Origin of the sequence: Pseudovibrio sp. M1P-2-3, assembly GCF_031501865.1 — a bacterium.
Taxonomy (GTDB): Bacteria; Pseudomonadota; Alphaproteobacteria; order Rhizobiales; family Stappiaceae; genus Pseudovibrio; species Pseudovibrio corallicola.
In genome coordinates this window covers 2523719-2544058 of sequence record NZ_JARRCW010000001.1, presented here as the reverse complement: position 1 = coordinate 2544058, position 20340 = coordinate 2523719, and the positions used below count along the sequence as shown (strand labels likewise).

At 48.9% G+C, this 20340-nt stretch carries 19 protein-coding genes; 10 read left to right on the top strand and 9 right to left on the bottom strand.

Annotated features, from left to right (window positions below; all coding sequences use genetic code 11):
* Positions 1-6: 6 nt before the first annotated feature.
* Entirely contained in the window at positions 7-4473 is a 4467-nt protein-coding gene (locus tag P6574_RS11075) for an autotransporter domain-containing protein (RefSeq protein ID WP_310620339.1), read from the top strand.
* A 328-nt stretch (positions 4474-4801) separates the two neighbouring features.
* Here the strand turns inward: P6574_RS11075 and P6574_RS11070 are convergent, their stop codons facing one another.
* On the bottom strand, positions 4802-5005 hold the full coding sequence (locus P6574_RS11070; protein ID WP_310620338.1) for a hypothetical protein: 204 nt from the start codon (positions 5003-5005) through the stop codon (positions 4802-4804).
* Positions 5006-5191: 186 nt separating this feature from the next.
* On the opposite strand from P6574_RS11070, the gene dusA reads away from it, so the two are divergent.
* On the top strand, positions 5192-6238 hold the full coding sequence (gene dusA, locus P6574_RS11065) for a tRNA dihydrouridine(20/20a) synthase DusA (protein WP_310620337.1): 1047 nt from the start codon (positions 5192-5194) through the stop codon (positions 6236-6238).
* A 60-nt stretch (positions 6239-6298) separates the two neighbouring features.
* Positions 6299-7120 (top strand): sulfite exporter TauE/SafE family protein, encoded by an 822-nt coding sequence (locus P6574_RS11060; RefSeq protein ID WP_310620336.1) that lies wholly within the window; start codon positions 6299-6301, stop codon positions 7118-7120.
* Here the strand turns inward: P6574_RS11060 and P6574_RS11055 are convergent.
* Complete coding sequence (locus tag P6574_RS11055; RefSeq protein ID WP_310620335.1) at positions 7105-7788, bottom strand: retropepsin-like aspartic protease family protein; 684 nt, start codon at positions 7786-7788, stop codon at positions 7105-7107. The two genes, P6574_RS11060 and P6574_RS11055, sit on opposite strands and share 16 nt — an antisense overlap.
* A gap of 58 nt (positions 7789-7846) precedes the next feature.
* Positions 7847-8020: a DUF1289 domain-containing protein gene (locus tag P6574_RS22115; protein WP_405048143.1), complete on the bottom strand. Its 174-nt coding sequence runs from the start codon at positions 8018-8020 to the stop codon at positions 7847-7849.
* A gap of 432 nt (positions 8021-8452) precedes the next feature.
* Here P6574_RS22115 and P6574_RS11050 point away from each other — a divergent pair.
* Positions 8453-9516 (top strand): IS630 family transposase gene (locus tag P6574_RS11050; RefSeq protein WP_310618446.1). Its coding sequence is split into 2 segments (ribosomal slippage): positions 8453-8936 and positions 8936-9516, totalling 1065 coding nucleotides; the frame shifts between segments, so codons are not numbered across the junction.
* 965 nt (positions 9517-10481) lie between these two features.
* On the opposite strand, the gene P6574_RS11045 is transcribed toward P6574_RS11050, so the two are convergent.
* Together P6574_RS11045 and P6574_RS11040 are read right to left on the bottom strand one after the other, a co-directional pair.
* Positions 10482-11189: a ceramidase domain-containing protein gene (locus P6574_RS11045; RefSeq protein ID WP_310620334.1), complete on the bottom strand. Its 708-nt coding sequence runs from the start codon at positions 11187-11189 to the stop codon at positions 10482-10484.
* 207 nt (positions 11190-11396) lie between these two features.
* Complete coding sequence (locus P6574_RS11040) at positions 11397-12089, bottom strand: SDR family NAD(P)-dependent oxidoreductase (protein WP_310620333.1); 693 nt, start codon at positions 12087-12089, stop codon at positions 11397-11399.
* Between the two features lie 249 nt (positions 12090-12338).
* On the opposite strand from P6574_RS11040, the gene P6574_RS11035 reads away from it, so the two are divergent.
* Together P6574_RS11035 and P6574_RS11030 are read left to right on the top strand one after the other, a co-directional pair.
* A complete protein-coding gene (locus tag P6574_RS11035; protein WP_310620332.1) occupies positions 12339-13751 on the top strand; it encodes a hypothetical protein in 1413 nt (470 codons plus the stop codon).
* Between the two features lie 387 nt (positions 13752-14138).
* A complete protein-coding gene (locus P6574_RS11030) occupies positions 14139-14834 on the top strand; it encodes an HAD family hydrolase (RefSeq protein WP_310620331.1) in 696 nt (231 codons plus the stop codon).
* Here P6574_RS11030 and P6574_RS11025 read toward each other — a convergent pair.
* Positions 14815-15084: a hypothetical protein gene (locus P6574_RS11025; RefSeq protein ID WP_310620330.1), complete on the bottom strand. Its 270-nt coding sequence runs from the start codon at positions 15082-15084 to the stop codon at positions 14815-14817. The two genes, P6574_RS11030 and P6574_RS11025, sit on opposite strands and share 20 nt — an antisense overlap.
* 155 nt (positions 15085-15239) lie before the next feature.
* Here P6574_RS11025 and P6574_RS11020 point away from each other — a divergent pair, with 155 nt between their 5' ends.
* Complete coding sequence (locus P6574_RS11020; protein WP_310620329.1) at positions 15240-15653, top strand: cytidine deaminase; 414 nt, start codon at positions 15240-15242, stop codon at positions 15651-15653.
* Positions 15654-15718: 65 nt separating this feature from the next.
* Here the strand turns inward: P6574_RS11020 and P6574_RS11015 are convergent, their stop codons facing one another.
* Positions 15719-16801: an alpha/beta hydrolase gene (locus P6574_RS11015; protein ID WP_310620328.1), complete on the bottom strand. Its 1083-nt coding sequence runs from the start codon at positions 16799-16801 to the stop codon at positions 15719-15721.
* Here P6574_RS11015 and P6574_RS11010 point away from each other — a divergent pair.
* Entirely contained in the window at positions 16794-17003 is a 210-nt protein-coding gene (locus P6574_RS11010; protein WP_310620327.1) for a hypothetical protein, read from the top strand. The genes P6574_RS11015 and P6574_RS11010 overlap by 8 nt on opposite strands.
* On the opposite strand, the gene cobS is transcribed toward P6574_RS11010, so the two are convergent.
* Positions 16992-17798 carry an adenosylcobinamide-GDP ribazoletransferase gene (cobS, locus tag P6574_RS11005; RefSeq protein WP_310620326.1) on the bottom strand — a complete coding sequence of 269 codons (807 nt, stop codon included), beginning with the start codon at positions 17796-17798 and terminating at the stop codon, positions 16992-16994. The genes P6574_RS11010 and cobS overlap by 12 nt on opposite strands.
* A 159-nt stretch (positions 17799-17957) precedes the next feature.
* Between cobS and cobT the strand changes: the two genes are divergently transcribed.
* Entirely contained in the window at positions 17958-18995 is a 1038-nt protein-coding gene (gene cobT, locus P6574_RS11000; RefSeq protein ID WP_310620325.1) for a nicotinate-nucleotide--dimethylbenzimidazole phosphoribosyltransferase, read from the top strand.
* A gap of 139 nt (positions 18996-19134) precedes the next feature.
* Here the strand turns inward: cobT and P6574_RS10995 are convergent, their stop codons facing one another.
* The gene (locus P6574_RS10995; RefSeq protein ID WP_310620324.1) at positions 19135-19677 is read right to left on the bottom strand and encodes an NUDIX hydrolase; all 543 of its coding nucleotides are present in this window, start codon (positions 19675-19677) and stop codon (positions 19135-19137) included.
* A 155-nt stretch (positions 19678-19832) separates the two neighbouring features.
* On the opposite strand from P6574_RS10995, the gene P6574_RS10990 reads away from it, so the two are divergent.
* Entirely contained in the window at positions 19833-20240 is a 408-nt protein-coding gene (locus tag P6574_RS10990) for a GFA family protein (RefSeq protein WP_310620323.1), read from the top strand.
* Positions 20241-20340: the final 100 nt, after the last annotated feature.

Sequence of the window (20340 nt, the reverse complement as noted above, 5' to 3'; positions counted from 1 at the left end):
GTATACATGAGTGTGCGCCATTTTAAAAGTAAGTTAATCTATGAAATTCCGTTAGTAATTATAACAAGTACCTGTTTCGCTCCTGTGAGTGGTAAGGCTACTGACCTTGTTGTCAACAGTGGAACAACCGATATTTCAGGATCAGAGACTTACTCCAATGTTTATATTTCCCAATCAGCAGAAGATACCGCCACGATTGATGTAGCTGAGGCAGATGCTTTCCTTAAGTCCACCAACCTATTTTATGTTGGGGAAAATGGAAGCGGGACCTTGAATGTAACAAGTGGGGGGCAAACCGAAACAGATGTTTTGGAGGCGGGGCAGGCATCCGGTTCAAGTGGCATTATAACGGTTGAAGGCAGCGGCTCCCTACTTAAAAGCAGTGGGTATACTTATATAGGAAATTCAGGAACGGGAAGTCTTAGTGTTACCGATTCCGGGGAGTACGCAGCGGATTTATTCGAAGTTGGGCATTCGTCTGACGGAAGCGGCACAGTAGAGGTCGATGGTAGCGGTTCCCTACTTAAAAGCAGTGGTTATACTTATATAGGAAATTCAGGAACAGCCAGTCTTAGTATTACCGATTCCGGGGAGTACTCAGCGGGTTCATTCGATGTTGGGTATTCCTCCAACGGAAGCGGCACAGTAGAGGTCGATGGCAGCAGCTCCCTCTTAAACAGTAATGGCGATACCTATGTAGGAACTTCAGGAACGGGAAGTCTTACAGTCAGCAATGCTGGAGCTGTGACTGCTGGCAGCCTCACGGTAGGGCGTTATCTTGCGTCAGAGGGAACAGTCACTATAACCGATAGCGGCTCCACTGTAACTGTCGACAAAGGACTTGTTATTGGCAGCGCCTCAGTAGGAGAGTTTACAATAAGTGATGGCGCTGCTGTAACGGCGTCAAGTCTTGTACTCTCACAGCATGCAACCGGCGTTGGAACTCTCCATATTGAAGATGAAGGATCATCTTTAACCATAAATAACTCTGCTGTTATTGGTAATTCCAAACCTGCTAGGCTCATTGTGAGAAATGGGGCTAGCGCATCTTTGGGTTCTTTGACTGCGGACAATACTTCCGCCGTCAGAGTTTCTGGGCTGGACGCAGAATCCGAGAGCGTATCTACGTTAAATGTAAGTGGCAAGACAATTATAGGAAATTCAGGTTCAGCGTCCCTGACAATCGAGAAAGGAGCATCCTTTTCGACAAATAACCTGTTTGTAGGAAACACCTCGACGGGTTCAGGAAAAGTAACAGTATCCGGATTGAACTCAGAAGTCACCGTTGACAGCGAACTCAATATAGGAGCTGCGGGAGCCTCTGAGTTTGAACTCTCAAATCGGGCAGCTCTTATCACGGGCAGTTTGAACGTGGACAACGATTCAACAATAACGATTGACGGAAATAACTATAGTAGGCTTCCAACTAATATGTTTGTCAAGAACCAGACCTCTGTGGGGGAAACTGCTACAGCAACTCTAAATTTAATCAATGGAGCTAGATACGTAACCAATAATGTTGTTGCCGCCAACGGCTCTAAAAGTACTGTGACCCTAAACATAACGGGTACTGAAACGTCATTTTTTGCTGATGAGGATTTCAATTTGGCAGCATCTGGAACGGGGAACCTTAACCTGAATTCCAGTGCATTATTGTCAGTAAAGAAAGTCGAAATTGCAAATAATAGGGACGGACATGGCACTGTCACCTTATCCGGATCATCCACAAAGTTTAATGTTACAAATAACTTCATTATTACGTCAAAGGGAACGGGAACGGTTGTTCTGTCTGAGGGTGCCCTTTTGGATATTGGTGGGAATGTGATTATGGGAGCGAACTCAAACTCTACCGGAACGCTTGTGTTTGGGGCGAGTGAAGGCACTACCCCCGTAGGCGCTGGTAAACTTATTTCCGAAGAAATCCAAATTGGCGGGGGCAGTCATGTAATTCTCTTTAATCACTCCGATGAGGATTATGATTTCGATAACGTGATTGATGCAACAGTACCTACTGGAAGACCGACGGTTTTTCTGCAGACTTTGTCTGGCACGACCAATTTAACACAGGACATGTCTATTGGCTCATTTGACTTCCAAATCAATGGTGGGACCCTCGCTCCAAAAGCAACCGTCGAGATAGATGGAGACGCGACAGTAGATAAAACCGGCAGTTTGGATGCACTTTTGCAAATTGAAGGTAGTGGAAGCAGTTTAGAGGCTGATACCGTAACTGTAGGGGATGCGGGCACGGGAACACTCACTGTCGATCAGTCAGGCATAGCGACCTTTGATAGCTTGATAATTGGGTCACAAGAAGACTCTTCTGGCGTCGTAGAGTTCCTTAATAGCGCAAGTGGAACAATTAGCAGCACCACGGTGGGAGATTCTGGAACCGGAGAATATAGCGTCAAATCAGCGGCTCAAGTGACAACTAACAACTTAGATCTTGGGAATTTAAGTGGCTCAAAAGGAACGTTTATTGTCGAGGGCGCAGGCACTGAAGTTACTATTTCCAATAGTTTGAGTATTGGTGTTTCTGGCTCTGGGACTTTAAAAATTCAAGATGGTTCCGCGCTTTCTTTCACTAAAAATTCCTCGTCAATTGAGTTGGCAAAAAACTCAGGGTCAACCGGCATACTGACTATGGGGGCAGCAAGTGGTGATGCGGCTGTTGCCTCTGGTACACTTTCAGCTTCAGAAATAAAATTTGGGAGTGGAACAGGAACCGTCGTCTTCAATCATACAGCTCCCACCGATGACGCCCTCGAATTCAGTACGGATATTTCCGAAACCGGGACCGTCAAGGTGGAAGCAGGCAACACACACATGACCGGTAACTGGGGGAGCAATGTGATATCAACCATTTCACCGAACAGTGGTGATGGCGGGGTATGGCTGTTTGCAAATGGTACCGCCAGCGGTGGCTTTGAAGTTAATAAAGGTGGTTATTTGGGGGGCAGCGGAACCATTGGCTCGGCAAGTTTTGCAGCTGGTTCGCAAGTGGCTCCAGGAGATGACTTTGGTACCAGAGGCACGCTTACGGTTTCTGGTGACCTAACTTTAGGGGACAGCAGCGGTGGCGCGGTCTACAATGTGCACATCATTGGCACTGGTGATAGCGATTTTATCAGCGTAGGAGGCACAGCCAACTTCTCAGAAAGCTCCAGTGTGGTGCTGTTTGCCAATCAAAGTGAGCCCTATGCCAAGACCACAAGCTATGACATTCTGCAGGCCGGAGCCCTGTCTGGAACCATAAGCACGGTTACCAATGGCAACTATCCCAGCTACCTCGTCCCGGCCCTGAGCCAGACCAGTACCGTCCTCACCTTGACTGTCGCCAACACCCAAGCCTCGGTGGCCAGTGTGGCGCAGACAGCCAATCAGTATCAAGTGGCCAAAGCGGTGGACGCGCTGCGATTGCAATCCTTGGATGAGCAGCTGGCTGCTGCCGAGGCCGGGGCCAGTGTGGGGGAGCTGATCGCCACCTATTCGCCGGTCTACTCCGGAATGATGTTTCTGGACCCCGCCGACACCCGGCAGGCGCTGGACCTGCTGGGCGGGGACGTTTACGCCTCGATCACCAGTGTGATGCTGGAGGACAGTCGCTTCTTAAGGGATGCGGTCTGGGCGCAGGAGGCTACCGATGAGGGGCGCTACAGCTGGGCGCAAGGCTTTGGCTCATGGGCCGAATGGGACGGCTCCAGCAACGCAGCCGCGTTCACGCGCAACACCGGCGGCTTCTTTGCCGGTGTTGATGGGCAGGTCGCCGAGCGCCTCCGCGTAGGGCTGCTGGCCGGCTACAGCTACGCCAGCTATGATGTGAGCCGGCGCAACTCGTCAGCCAATACCAACTCTCTCCACCTTGGCTCCTATGGGAAGCTGCAGGCTGATTGGGCGGAGTTGCAATTGGGCGCAGCTTACTCACTCGCCTTTGTGGATGCGGAGCGTACCGTTGCCTATGGAGACTTTTATGATGATCCTGATGGCAATTACACCACCAGCACCTTCCAGCTGTTCGGACAGGTATCTCACAGTTTCGAAACGCCTCTCGCCAAGCTGACACCCTTTGTCGGCGGCGCCTTTGTAGCGCAGACTGCCACCTCGTTTCAGGAGGGCGGCGGGGATGCGCTCCTTCAGGTGTCGCCGGACGCGGAGGCGGTGTACTTTTCCAACATTGGAGCCCGGGTTAAAAAGGACTTTCACGCCTCAGGCTACACCGTTGCCCTGAACCTTGGCGCCTCTTGGCAGCATCTTTTTGGTGATGATACCGCCGGAACCCAGAATATTCTAGCGAACCAGAACTATACTTCCAACATCAAAGGCATTTCACTTTCCCGCGACACTGCCCTAGTCGAGGCAGGGCTCTCTATTGACCTGAATGCAAATGTGCGAGCCACGCTGAGCTATGACGGGCTGTTCAGTGAGAACACCACGGATAACGGTCTGAACGGTGGGCTCAGGATCAGGTTTTAAGGAACTTGTGGAACCAAAGTCTTCTGAACACGACACTTAGAATTATGCAGACAGCAAACACCTGTTATTTGGTAAGAGATGCTTTTCTCAAAATCAGCAGGGTGCTGAATAATTTTTCATTAAAGCCAGCAGTTTACACATCTTTCAAGGCCTGTTTGTCAAGCTCTTGACCTCTCAGGGGTTTGGTGTTCGTGAATGCGGAATAAAGGTGTGCTATGCAATTTCCAACAGCTTAAGATTGTACTTGCTTACATAGTTCTTGGATGAATGAGATAAGATTGCGTGAACGGATCGCGGTGCAGTCTAGGTTTGCTATGCTATGTTCTGTTTAGATAACGCGCGGAATTTGAGCTTTTGTTTTTCTCATTTCCTTATTGTGTTCGGCAACGTACCTGTCTATTACAACGCCGAGAGTGCCGCGTGGAATTTTAATTTGCCCAATAGTGTCGGGCTTTTCTAACTCTTCCTCGCGTAGTGCCAGCCGTGCACTTGTCGGCCGTTTTGTGTCGAATGTCTTGGCTTCAAGGTGCACCGCAGTTCCTTTAGGTTTGATGGAAATGAGAGCATTGCAAGCAATTGCGCCATCTTTTCTTTAACGTTTCCTAACGGTTCCCATGGTGCCCAAAGTGGTATGACATGTCATACTTTATGTTTATATAAATGCTAGATAATGCATAACAAAGCACCGGAAATGCACAGGGGGCAAGAGGGCTAACCGATGGAAAATAAACAAAAACTCTACGAAGTCGGCCAACCCGTATTTTCCGTGGCGCCCATGTTGGATTGGACTGATCGTCACTGTAGGGCCTTTCACCGTCAGTTTTCCAGAAAAGCGCTGCTTTATACGGAAATGATTACCACTGGAGCTTTGCTTTATGGGGATGCACCGCGCCATTTGGACTTTGGCAAGAGTGAGCATCCTGTGGCCTGCCAGTTGGGGGGATCGGACCCGAAGGACCTGATGAAGGCTGCCCGCATGGTTGCCGAGTGGGGGTATGACGAGATTAACCTGAATGTTGGGTGCCCCTCTGACAGAGTGCAAAATGGCCGCTTTGGCGCCTGTTTGATGTTGGAGCCCAAGCTGGTTGGCGAGTGTATTGCTGCCATGAAGGAGGTGGTTGATATTCCTGTCACCACCAAATGCCGCATCGGAGTTGACGATCAGAATGAAGAGGAAGCTCTGGCCGCACTGGTGGAAGAGGTTCTTGACGCTGGTACCGATGCCATCTGGGTTCATGCGCGCAAAGCGTGGCTCAAGGGGCTGAGCCCCAAGGAAAACCGTGATATTCCGCCGCTGAATTACGAACTGGTCTATGCTCTCAAGAAGCAGAACCCTGATGTATTCATCGGAGTGAATGGCGGTATCAAGACCTTGGAGGAGTGCGAGCAACATCTGAAGCATCTGGATGGGGTTATGGTGGGGCGTGCAGCCTATCAATCTCCTGCCATGATGGCCCATGTTGATGAGCGTATCTACGAAGCCTGCCCAAATGAGAACAGCACGGCGCAATCCATTCGCGAGTATATTCCCTATATTGAAGCCGAGCTGGCCAGAGGTACGCGCCTGTCCCATATAACCCGCCATATGCTTGGCTCCTATCAAGGAGTTCCCGGTGCCCGTCACTTCCGAAGAATTCTGACAGTGGGTGCCAACAAGGCGGGGGCTGGTCTTGAAGTGCTTGAGGAAGCACTGGAAGCGGTGGAGCGCCCGGCTTCAATCGGGTATGGGGTAGAAGAACAGGAAGACATTCTGGCAACCCTATAATATACCGCAGTTTATTGGAATTTTTGGGCGCAGGCCCACACCCTTTGGGGGATGGAAATAATGGATATTGTCTGGAGTGAGGCGCTGGTACTTGCAAGCTCTTTGTTGGTGGCGGGCGCTGTTTCAGGGTTTCTGGCGGGGTTGTTTGGAATAGGTGGCGGTGCGGTTCTGGTTCCGGTACTGGTGAGCGTACTGGGGTTTGTTGGAGTGGACCCCTCAGTTATCATGCATGTGTCCGTTGCATCATCCCTTGGTGTGATTGTTCCCACCTCCATCCGCTCTTTCATGACCCACCGTGCAAAGGGGGCTGTAGATAAGGACCTTTTAAAAAGCTGGGTCATTGCGGTGCCAATCGGCGTTGTGCTGGCCTCTTGGTTTGCGTCAAAAGCTTCTGATAGCGAGCTGAAAATAGTGTTTGTCGTGATTGCGTTTGCGGTTGCTCTTCGCATGCTTTTAAACAGGGACAACTGGAGCTTGGCAAGTGACGTCCCCACCAATCCGTTGCGGGCGTTTATTGGCGCACTTATTGGCTTTTTCAGCACGCTCATGGGCATTGGCGGCGGTGTTTTAACCAACACATTTATGACGCTATGTGGCAGGCCGATCCATCAGGCCGTGGCGACATCTTCAGGGGTTGGTCTTCTCATTTCTGTGCCGGGTTTTTTTGGAATGGTTGCAGCAGGCTGGGGAAGCGCCAACTTACCCCCGTTTTCTCTGGGCTATGTGAACCTTCTGGCTGTCGCCATCATCATCCCAACCTCCATAACCCTCGCCCCATGGGGGGCGCAAGTGGCTCATAAGATGCCAAAACGTAAACTGGAAATAGGCTTCGGCGTCTTCCTGCTCATTGTGTGCGGGCGCTTTATTTACGGCCTTGTTTGAACGTAACCGGCCTTGGGAGTTAAAATCATGGTGTCACCTTCCACACGCCAGCTTGCGAAGTGATTGAGGGCGCTCATGCCCAGCAAGCTGGTGCTTAACATATCTGGCTGTGCCACAAAGGCTTTTACGTCCGGAACCTGAACCGAACCAATTCTCAAGCTCTGCAGGCGAACCGGTGCAATATATCCAACACCGTTGGCGGTGGAGACAGGCACGTTAAAGTTCAAGGTGCGGGTGTCGATTCCGGCGGCTCTGGCGTCGGCTTCGGTCAGTGTCAGGTAGCTTGCGCCAGTATCCACCACAAGGGTGACGGGGGCATTATTTATTTCCGAATTGATGTCGAACCGCCCGCTTATATCCCTGTTTATGGTGATCTCTCCTTGGGAGTTTTCTACGACTGTTCCGGGCACCAGTGCGGCGATCACCCTATTGGAAACCACTTCAAAATCGGCGCGAAATGCATAAAGAGTTACCAAAACAAGGCCGAGGGCAATCCAGATAAAAGCAGAACGCAGCATAACAGAAACCCCCGGTCGCCTTGCCAGTAGTCCAGCACTGACCACAAGCGTAATGGCAAGCAGTGAGACTATTTGCGGTCCATTGGACTGGACGTCCAGCTTGGAGAAGTCAGATCCCCCCATGTATCCATAGATCACACCCACAATCATAGCGATTACAAGAATGAAAAAACCTATTAAATATATCGATGGTCTTCTCATTGCGTGTCTAAGCCTTTTGCTGTTCGTGCGAGCGTCTGGATGAAACCTCCTCAAGCACCGATCGCTTTTGCTGGTTAGTCATTTTACCCCACATGGTAATTTCAGCCAGAGTTCTGAGACAAACACTGCACATGTTCCGTTCTTTATCAAGTGTGCATTGGTTCTGGCAGGGGCTTTCAATGTTTTGTTCCAGGTCACTCTCCTTTTTTTGGACTTTGTAACGAATTAAGCGAGAGATGATAATTCTACATAGGCATCACTGGGATACACACCCCATTTATATTCAAAATGCAGCGATAACTTTCCATCATCATTTATGTATTGGTTGCAATCAGTATTCTCAGGAACAAGAAAATGGATATCCGTCCAATCTTGGCCAAAGACTGCTAAGCGGGCTTTTATAGTATAGGATTCTTTGACAACCAGTGTCCAAGTAAGTCGTCCGCCACTGACACTCGCAAGAGGGTACTTTTCTCGTAACTTCGCAATTATGGAATTAAGGGGAACAGTCTTTTCTATAGATATATTATACCAACGGCACCTGTTTTTGACTCGGGATGAGGATTCCCAAATCACTTGAATTGTGATTCAACATTGGGAAAGGAGATTCCCAATGTCAGCGATCCCATTGCGCCGAGACTATGATGCTTCTTCGTTACGAACTCTTGCTTGTCAAAGTAAGGATGTCAGGCAGAGCCGCCGCCTTCTTGCTCTTGCTGCTGTTTATGATGGGTTGTCGCGCTTGGAGGCGGCACGCATGGGCGGCATGGACCGCCAAACACTGCGAGACTGGGTGCATCGGTTTAACGCAGAAGGGCCGCACGGCCTGTACAATCGTAAGAGCCCGGGCCGTGTCCGGTGGTTAAATAAAGAGCAAATGGCTGAATTTGCAGATCTGGTTGAGGCTGGGCCTGATTTACAACAACACGGCGTAATTCGCTGGCGTCGGCGGGATCTGCAAGGTGTGATCGAGCAGAAGTTTGGGGTCAGCTATAGCGAAAGGGCTATTTCAAGCCTCCTCAGAGTTCTGGGATTTTCTCGGGTCAGCGTTCGGCCACAGCACCCGGCACAGGACGAGCAAGTTATGGAGACATATAAAAAAACTTCCATGCCCAGCTTAAAGAAATAAAAGCGCGCTTGCCCTCACAAACATCCATGGAAATCTGGTGGCAGGACGAAGCCCGCATTGGTCAAAAAAATGGGCTCACCAGAAGGTGGGCAAAAAAAGGAACGAGACCACGGGCTCCCAGCGACGGGCGCTATCAATCAACTTATGTATTCGGGGCCATCTGCCCCGCCCACGGCAAAGGGGCAGCACTTGTTTTGCCCAAAGCCAATACCAATTCCATGCAGCTTCACCTTAAAGAAATCAGCCGAACCGTCGCCAAAGGGGCGCACGCAGTGGTCCTGATGGATCAAGCGGGTTGGCATACAACGGCAAAACTGAAGTTGCCTGATAATATAACCATCTTGCTGCTCCCACCCCGTTCTCCGGAGCTCAACCCGGTTGAAAATGTTTGGCAGTACTTACGGCAAAACTGGCTCTCTAACCGAACCTTTCAAGACTACCAGGAAATTGTCGATGCCGCCTGTTCCGCTTGGAATAAGCTTATTCAACAACCCCACACAATCACATCAATCGGTAGACGAAATTGGGCGCATACAGGTCAATTATAAGTGCCGTTGGTATTAGCGGTATGTGGAGCCCAGACATCATCACCCGCACAAACACTATCCCTCGTAATCACAACTTCCATCACGGCCAATATATTTGCTCCTTAGTTGTACTTCTTAATCAAACCTTCCATACTTGATCAGCTCACGCAATAGTTGCTTTGCGAATGCCTGAGGAGGGCCTAATTAGTGGCTATGATTGGAAATTAGTTCGCCTTGTTCCGGCATAGCGGTGATGATAACCGTTCCATTTTGCTGTTCTATCGATGCACTGTATTTCTTCCCGTTATAGTCTAATTCAACTATTTCAAAATAACTCATTACACGTGCAGACCTTTTCTAGCCAATAATTTCTCAGGATGGGCTGCTCTAACTTGAACTATTTTCAATAATTGTTCGTAGCTATTGCAATCCGGATCGTATGCTACATATTCTCATTCGGGTTGAAGTGCAGTCATTACAAGGTTGTTACAGTCGAGATGTTTTTTTAGAGCTTACAATGCGTTACTTGAGTTTGATGCTCCGGTTGCAGGAAACCAGCATCTGCGTTCTTGTTCAAATTCCATACAGAAATTTGGATTTATTACCCGCAATTCATAACAGTTCTCTTTGAGATAGTTTCGATAGTTAGCCCCATAGGTGCCTTTACTTATATTAGTCTAACGTGCGAACCATGTTGGGCAGGATTTGAGGTAACTATCTGCTTCACGCATTGTGATGCGCATTCCCGTGCTTGAATACTCGTGTAAGTATTTTTCCTTCAAGTCAGGGTCCGATGCCAATGCTACTGAGTTACTTAGTTCGGACAATCCAAAGAAACTCTTCTTGTTTTGTAAGCATAACTCACCTCCTGAGTGAAACAAACTGTTAGAGTTTCTTGGAGTGCCGAGGACAAACGGGCCATCCCTCAAGAGGAAATTTCGGCCAGCGTTTCTCTTGTTCAGGTCTCCCGCCGCCGACACGATTAGCTATTGATCCCGACGGGTTTTCAGGCGGATAGGCGGCATTTTTAAAATAAGTGCGGCCAGCAGAAGCCCGATCATTAAACCATTGAGCAGATGCCACATAAAGTGTGTTCCAAAGGGGAAATAACTGCAAATGATCAGGTCGATGGTCCTAAAGGTTAGCGAAATGAAAAAAGTCATGGTGGCCAGCGCGAAATAATGGCGGGCAGGATGTTTGCGGATATACATCAGCATAGTCGTCACCAGCAGAGCAACGACTGCGGGCAAATATTGCAGGGACCCATTGAACGGATCAGGGCCTGCGTCAGTCTCAGTCAGCACCGCGTTGGAGGTAAACCAAAAAATAATTGCGGTAAGCCCCAGTGCAACAAAACTGTCTCTCAACGTGCGATACAGGTTTTCGCCTGTTGCGCGATAAATCAGCGTGACGATGTAAAACGCAACAAAAGTCCAGATCGGGATGACATCCGCAACCTCAGACCAAGCGTTCGCCAGTGTGTGAAAAAGGAACGATCCGACCCCAATAGAAGCTGCGAGCACAATAAGGATAAGCTCCGCAAAGTCTGGGTGTCGTCCTCTTTGCTGTACCAGATAAAGCGCAAAGAGTGCTGCGGCAATGAAGCTCAGATTGGTCAGTGCGTTGAGAGGCTCGTTCCAGAAGCCTGGTGCAGTCCGTTCACAATAAAGGTCAATATAGTCAGCTGAGAGCATGGCGACGCCTCGTGAAGTCCGGGACTGCTAGGAGTTTAGAGGTTGGGATATATTAATCAAGGCATGATCATTGTGGACTGGCTTAAGAAAAGTGGAGAGACACTGCCTCAATATTTCTGTGCCGTCTCTCGAACACAGTTAGCGACTGATAGTCCAACGGTGAATGTCTCCTTTGTTGGACTTCGCTCAGTTTTGCCAGACAGAAAACTAAATCCTTATTAGGTCATTATTCAAACATTCGACGACTTCTACTCGAGCTGGATCTCGCAAAATTTTTGCGTACTTATATTTGAAATTGCCACTGGAAAGATCTACGATTTGGTCTGCCACCCATTGTGGATCAAGCATTGTTTTCGTGTCTTCGTCCGTGCTCTTCCAAAAAGGTGTTTGGATGCCAGAAGGAGCTGCGACAAGAACCTTGCCAAGTCCTTTATCTCTAACTAGTGACGCTCCAAGCATACCCATTGCAGATTTTGCAGCACAATATGCAGGCTCGAACTCTCTTGGAGTGTACTGTGAACTGGATGTTATGAGCATAATTTTGAGAGGGTGGTTCGTTCTGTTCTTTAAGCGTTGAATTAACATCATTGGAGCCAATAGACCGACATTCACCATAGACCCCAAGTCGTCATCGTTAAGTTCATCAATATGGCCCCGCTGAAGAAAACCAGCTGCATAAACAAGCGTATGTACATTTTCAAAACGGTCCAAAATACGATCTAAGTCCTGCGGTAATTGCGCCGAATCTTGCGTTATCGAAAGCTCTTGATAGGTCGCTTCTGGTAGACTAGGGGACTTGCGCCCAGTGATGCAGACATTATGTCCGTCAGTCGTGTAGTGTCTTGCGAGTTCAAGGCCAACGCCTGATGTTCCACCAACAATTAAAATGTTTTTTTTCAAAATATCTCCATTCTCGACTTCATCGCTTTTTGTCTTTACTTCACTAGGTGAAGCTTCTCCTTTTCTGGACTAGCCCCATGCCCCAAACGCTGATTTACCACCATGAGCCTATCCAGCAAGAATAGATAAAACTTTATATTTAATTAATCCTATCGAGAGATAAACGATCTCAAACAAATACAAGTATTTTTATGCGCAGGGAAAGTCAACGAAACCAATTTTTGTAGCTCTTCTTAGGAGGATGACATCGTGGATAAGAGAATTATACAAAATAGGTATCAAGGTGAGATTGCGCGTGGGGTGGACTATAGCCCCACATGGAAAGGTTGGGTTGTTGGAGTTCCAGACACCCAAACCAATGACTCTGATTTTGCTAACGATGCCTTCCAATCATTATGGGGAGACCAATTCCAGTTGGCTCCTGACGGAAGCAAAAGTAATCCTTACAACAATGGGGCACATTACCGAGGCGACTTGCGAACGCTCGGAAAAAATCGATTTAATGTGGTACGCCTCTACAATTGGAACGGGGCAAGAGGAGCGACGCCAAAAAATAAATTCTATGGTCGTGCGCATCTTAACTTTCTCGATTATGCCGAGAAGCAAGGGCTTAAAGTAATTATCCCGGTTTCAGACTATTTTTTGAGTGATTCTGAATATGCTTGGAACCACGCGACACTTCCCGACTATTCCTTTGAAAGTGCTCCAGGCAGTATCCAGGTCTGTTTTCGGCAAATTGTGAACAGCATAATTGATCCAAAGACTGGCAATGTTCATAAAGCAGTTCATTCCATAAGTGTTGGTAATGAAGGCGATATTGGCGAAGGGCTCATGTCCCCACCAACAAGTGCAGCTAATTTTCTGGCACGGACTATTTGGTGGATTTATAACTTACGAAATAGCTCTTGGAGTCAAAATATAAAGAATACAAACACTCCGATATCTGCAACCTTCTCTAACGCTGATCAGGGCGGAAACGGCAAAACAAGTTGGTTCGGATGCGTGGTAAATGGCGTATCCACAAAAACGCCTTTGCCCAATGGCTGCGCACTTCATAGTGCGCTGGGAGGTTACTTTGATGTACAGGTGAAGGGTTTGGCGACAGTGGACCCCGAATACATGGATTACTACTATAATAGCATAAACGTTAGCCAAATCGGTACATCGAAGCCATTTAAATGCAGTTTATCTGAGACTTTGAATGCCTACGACAATTGGCAATCTGGCTGGCCTTTTGAGCAATTTGAAGTACCCCTGTTATTCATGGAAGTGTTCACGGCCAACCGATATGACTTTAACCCGCCAAACTTGCAGGTCGAGGCCGCGCTGACACAAATTGCGATACTTGAAAGCTACTTAAAAAAGCATGACGCGGGAACGTCAAACAGTACAACTTTCTTTATGGGATACAACTATTTCGAGTTCAATGATGAATACAACGGAGACACGTTGAACAAGGCTATGGGACTGTTCCAATATGAGGGCAGTCCCGAAGCTACGGTTCACACCGGGACCACAAGTTATCCGTATGGACCGTTTAGTGAGCTTTCAAACATGCCATATCCTTACTACAACTTGACTGCTACTAAGGGGCCAGACGGTGCTTCTTTGATTGCACAGATGCGCGCACTGTTTCCTAAAGTCACGGTCCCTAGCAGATAGCCGTCGCCGTACTAATTTGACAAGTCGCATTCAAAATGGGAGTGCGACTTGATACCAATTGACTGCTGAATATTGAAAGTCAATTTGACAAATTTGAAGTTTTCAGATTTGACTACATCCGCGTGCCGACAGCTGAGAACCTCTCCTTTGTTGGATTGTTCAGGCTGTCCCTGATGTTTGTCATCGACCGGCATGGTAAAGGTCCTTCAAATCTACCCACTAAGTAAATAATTATCTGCATAGATATGTTATTTTGGTCAAATTTATCGCTATGAATTTTCGAGCATTCTGTGGTGGCTTCCGTTGAAAATTGCACGGGGGTAGATTACCGCGCTACTATAAAATGAAGTTCTAACCGAAAATGCCTACACAACGAAGGAGCCGCGGATGTTTCCTGTTCCGTTGGACGCTGTAATATTTGATATGGATGGGTTGCTGCTAGACACAGAAAGGCTTTATCGGTCGGCTATCTTCGGTGCCTGCGAGGACCTTGGTCATATCATGCATGATACTCTTCATCTCAGCTTGATCGGCACTCCCAAAGAAATAGGGGACGCGAAGCTGAAGGCGCACTTCGGCGATGAATTCGCAATCGATAAGTACCATGAAAATTGTCGGGATCGGTTTCGTGCCTTATGCGCGAAAAATATTCCATTGCGTCAGGGTGCGAGCGAAATACTTGATTGGTTGAAGGATTTTAACATTCCGAGGGCCGTAGCTACCTCCACCCCTCGGGCGCTGGCTCTGGATCGTCTGGACAAAGCGGGGATCATTGATCGAATTGATGCTGTCGTAACCCGAACGGATGTAGAATTCGGCAAGCCTCATCCTGAGACTTTCTTAAAGGCTGCCGCCGCGGTGGGCGGCCGTCCTTCACAATGCCTTGCTTTGGAGGATTCCCATACTGGTATCCGTGCGGCTACGGCCGCAGGTATGGTCACGGTCATGGTACCAGATTTATTGAAGCCAACGGAGGAAATTCGATGTCTGGGCGTTTCTGTCGTTCAAGGCCTTGGTTGCTTGCTTTCGCAATTGCAGTCCAGCGTCGACCAGTCTGAACGAGCTAGTTTAATGGAAAGTTGACTACGCTGTCATCATCCAAGAATACTGCCATCCCTTCTTCAGCAACCGTCTTTTGAAACTCTTCATAAGCGGCAGTGTCAGATTTAAAAGTGTCATCCCAGACGGTTGATGTACCATTTGAATTTACTACCTCGAGGGTCCAATCAGGGCAGTCTTCAAGTCGATAAATACAAAGTTCAACGCTTACACCGCCCTCTGTGAGATGCTTTGAAAGGTCGGATGTTACAAGGTCCGGTTCTTTTTCTTGCATTGCTATTTTTCTCCTACTTTGGACTTTTACAAGCAAAGCTCCGGTTTGCAAATTAAAGCCTGTACTTATGAAGGTGCTCTATCTGTAATCAGCTTGCATATTATTAGATGTTACGTCAGGTTGATATACAACTAATTGTACATGAAAGCAGCAAGATGTCGAATGAGATAGAGCAGTCCCTTTTTAAAGCAGCTATACAGTTGATTGAACGGCGCTACCCTATCGGATGGGGAGGAGCTGCGGCGATCAGAACTGCGAGCGGGAAAATACTGACCAGTGTTGCCCCCGATACCAAGAATGACGGGTTGTCGCTGTGTATGGAGGTCGGCTCTATTCTTGAGGCGCACAAACTCGATGAGGACGTGACCCACTCCCTATGTATTTGCAGGGAAAGTGAACATGAACCCTACCTCATCCTGACTCCCTGCGGGATTTGTCAGGAGCGACTGGTGCACTGGGGTGGGGGTGTTATGGCTGCAATTTCCAATGCGGATAATAAGCTGGTTTTCAAATCATTACGCGAATTGCAGCCACATCACTGGTCGATTGTAAATGGGAAAGCCCTCTAAGGAGTTGTTGCGGAACCTAAGGATACTCCAATGTAATCTTTGAGTTTTATGCTGGTGTGCGAACCTTATCGCGTCGTATTGGGGGTGAGCAAGGTGCGCGGTAGGGTAATCACCACATCAGTCGCTCTTCCAATTATCGTGCCCACACCTTGTCCGGCGGTGGCAAAGGTGCTGGAGAATGTGCGGTCCTTTGCTCTTCTACCTATGCTGTTTTTACGGATTAACTGCCTGATCTGGGGGATGTCACTGGCTATTTCCGCAAATTTCGTGTGGCGGGACGCATCGTTACTTTGAACATCTGTAAGATCAAGGACTATAACACCCAGATCGGCAAGTTCCTCATCATTTACATAGGCCCCGACACGGTCTTTGCCACCAGCAATGCGGCGGGAAAGACGCAGGGCGCGGTCATCGCGTGATAACATCACAACGAACGGGTTCGCAGTTGGTCCTATGCGTTTGAGCTGCTGTTTAAACACATCCACATCCACATCAGGTGCTGCCAGAACAACAAATACCCTCTTGTTTTCTAGGATGTTGTTGCCATCTATCTTCATTTGCCGCAGGGTTTCCAGCAAGGTCCAGTTTCCCATGGAGTGGGCGACAATATAAACGGAATCCGGTGTGTTATTTGAAACCGTTAATAAAAGCTCCTCAAGGCCGTCCCTCGCAATTGTAGCGCTGTTGCTGTCGTAAACATAATTGGTTACATCCCCGCGCGAAGCCCATGTGAATAAGACAGGAACCCCTGCAAATTCGGAGTCATGCGAGAATTGGGCATAACGAAAAATGGCCTCGGCAAACAAGGTGTTATACCCGTGAATAAAGACCATGGATGAGCGTTGTTCAAAAGGCCGTTTTGCTATCTGCCGTCGCAATGCACCTGTAAACTGCGCGCTGCCATCTATGAAATCTGCATTGCGAACTACAAAGTCTGTCTCGGGGTCACCGGGCGGCGAAGAAGGCCATTCGATCTCACCGGGAACATGAGTGGGGGGAATGGAAACGGTAACAGAGGCAAAATCCAGTACGCTGTTGCCCCGTTCCCCTCCGTAAAGAGTATTTTCCTGTTCAGAGCGTTCCCGTGTTGTGGCAATTAAAATGGTTTCCTCGCTCGTTCCGGCCGCTGGCTCTAAAGAAATGGCCAAGGCTCCTGTTCTTGGGCGCGAAGAACAAGAGGCCAGCAAAGTGCACACGAGTAAAAGAAAGATCCATTGCCTCATAAAAGTCTTTGCCCGTAAATTGCAGCTCCCACTAGAAATAGAGGAAAAACGTGAAGAGCTTCTAAACCATTTTGCATCAGCGTTGAAAGAAATAGGCGGATGCCTTGATATTCAGTCAAATCAATAACCAGCCAATTAGAAAGCCTAGGGAAGAAAGCTGCTGAGCGGCCCCCAAAACGTCTCCGGTGACACCGCCGATTTTTTTCATAGTCAATCGTGCCAGACACCAAGTGGTTATTCCACCAACCACTAGCGAGGCTATTAGATTTCCGCCTGAGGGGGAAAACAAAAACAGCAAGAGGGGTAGGACGGTTATGAGACCGGCTTGCAGCACCCCGCTTGCATCCGGCTTGCCAAATTTTTGAGAGAGCCCACCTTCATAGGCAGCGGGCAGCTTTTGCCAAAGGGCGACAAAGGCAAAGCGGCTGAAGAGTTCGGAAGCAAGAAAAACAAGAATGGCGAAAAGGGGAGAATAGCGTTCCAGAAGCGCCGTCAGCAGTCCCCACCGTAGCCCAAGGGATAAGATAAGTGCGGCGGCTCCAAAGGCTCCAATGCGGCTGTCCTTCATGATTTCAAGGCGCAGCTCCTTTGTATGCCCGCCAAAAAAACCGTCACAAACATCGGAAAGCCCGTCTTCGTGCAGGCAGCCCATGCTGGCAACGCTCACACTCACCACAACACCGGCAATAACAAAGCTTGGCAGGTTGCTGGCACTTAGAAGCAGCATGAAGAGAGCAGGCAGAAGGGCGATAACCACACCGGCAATGGGAATTACTTTGGCAAGGCGCTGAAAATCCGGTGCTCTGCACGGGTCATCCGCTTTTCCAAGCGCTGGTACAGGAATACGGGAGAAGAACCGTATGCAGGCCGCCACGTCTTGGGTGAGGCCTTGAACAATCCCCAAACCTTTACTGTCGTTCATTGATCTTCACATGCCCCTTTTTAATTTTTTGCCCGGAAAATCGAGGAAATTATTATTTAAGCGTTTGTCCAAATTGTAAAATTCGCGCGTTGGTTATAGAGCAGGGGGTGAGTTAGCGCAAAATCTGTTTTGCAACGTATAGTTTTTGGGGAACCCTTCATGTCTTTATCCACGACTGGCCTACCGTTTGATGATATTCGCAATCTGGTGGAGGCAATGCCGGGGCCGGATTTGGAAGCAGTTGCGGCGGTTAAGGCCCGCGACGCTCAATTGACCAAGCCTGCGGGATCGCTGGGCCGTCTGGAGAAAATTGTTGAATGGCTTGCCGCTTGGCAGGGGCAGCCAAAGCCAAGGGTAACACGGCCACTGGTTGCGGTGTTTGCAGGTAACCACGGCATCGCTAAAAAAGGCGTTTCTGCATTTCCGCCGGAAGTCACAGCGCAAATGGTGGAGAACTTTGCAGCGGGCGGCGCGGCAGTTAACCAGCTTTGCATTGCCTATGATCTTGGCTTGAAAGTGTTTGAGCTGGCCTTGGAAATGCCAACTGGAGATATTTCCGAAGAAGATGCTTTTGATGAAGCCGCCTGCGCGGCCACAATGGCCTTTGGAATGGAAGCGATATCCGGAGGAACCGACCTTTTGTGCATCGGTGAGATGGGCATTGCCAACACTACGGTCGCCTCTGCCATCTACTATGCGCTGTTCGGCGGAACCGCCGCAGACTGGGTTGGCCCCGGTACTGGCGTTGCAGGCGCTGCACTTGAAAAGAAACGTCAGCTGGTAGAGCAGGCCGTTCAGCGCTGCGGTGGTCCCGGAGTCATGGACCCCTTGGAAGTTCTACGCCGTTTGGGCGGGCGCGAAATTGCCGCCATGGCCGGTGTTATTCTTGCAGCCCGCATGCAGCAGGTTCCAGTGATTATCGACGGATTTGTTGCATCCTCCGCTGCAGCAATTTTGTATTCAATGGATGAGAGCGCTCTTGATCATTGTCTGTTTGCGCATGGATCTGCCGAGCCTTCCCACCAGCGGGCTGTCGAATTGATGGCAGGTGACCCGCTTCTGAACTTGGGAATGCGCCTTGGTGAGGGCTCCGGTGCCGCCATTGCGGCAGGCATCGTGAAAGCTGCCGCCCTGACCCATTCGGGTATGGCAACATTTGGGGATGCGGGTGTGAGTGGGCAAGATTCCGCTGAATAAGCAAGAGAGGCCCGCGAGAAGCGGGCCACCCTCGGCTTTTCTTTAAAAACATCCCTTTGAAAAATGAGCGCCTGTCTTCAAAATCTGCGTGAAGATGTTACGCTAAAATATTGAATTAACTAAGTAAAATCTATCATATCTATGAAGTGAATCCCGCCGGTTTCTCTTTGAGAACAAGAACTCCATAGTCCTGCGTATACTGCTCCAACTCTCCAAGTGGTATCCATTTGAGATCGTTGGATTCCTCTGAAATCACTGTTTCTTGATGCTCATCTGCGTAAAAAATATACCGGATATCATAGTGGTAGTGCGCCGGATCTCCCTTGATTGAGGGGATCAAATGAATGTCGATGTCAAATATCTGGCGGCTTGGTGCTTCAATTCGCAAAAGCCCACTTTCTTCATAGGCTTCTTTGAGCGCACTGAAAAATGGATCTTTAATACCATCACAATGCCCGCCTAGCTGAAACCATTTACCAAGTTTGGCATGGTGGGTTAAAAGCACTTTGGAGCGTTCTTCATTGAGTATAAAAGCTGATGCTGTCACATGGTCATAGGCAGGGTCGCGCGAGAAGGCGTTGCCACGCCCGTTAATCAGCTTTGTCATCTTTTCCGCGTTCACTTGGTCGCGTTGGGTGTGAACCTCAAAGAGGCCGGAAAGCGGAATGGTCACAGTTTTCATCTTGCGTCCTTAATGACAGTGGGTTTGAAGAGGAGGGGCCCGTTAAAAGGAGTTGGCCTACTAGCACAATATGGCCTAGGGTTTACCGCAGATTATGGGAGCAGACACAACTTATAGAGTGATTTGTTGTGTACCTTGCCAAATTGGGGGGCGGAATGACCAAGACATATCAAGGCTCATGCCTTTGTAAGAGTGTGCGCTATGAAGTGCATGGAGAGTTTGAGAGTTTTTTCCTCTGCCACTGCGCGCATTGCCGGAAGGATACGGGGTCTGCCCATGCGGCAAACTTGTTTTCAACCAGTGCCAGTGTGGAGTGGATTTGCGGGCAAGAGGTCATTGCAACCTACCAGCTGCCTGAAACACGGCACGCCAGAAGCTTTTGTAAATCCTGTGGCTCTGCCTTGCCCAATCAGCAAATGGGTGGAAAGTTGTTGGTCGTTCCAGCGGGCTCCCTTGATACAACCGTGAAGATGGAACCCAATGCCCATATCTTTATGGCAAGTAAAGCGGAGTGGGACGAGGAGCTGGAGCACCTCCCAAAACTTGAAGGGCTGCCCGCTTAAAGCACGCTGCGTTCATTGGCATTCACGCTCCGCACTCTAACTTTTATATTTTAAACGGACGAAGCCGCAGATGGGTTCCTCCAAGAGGATATCTGCGGCT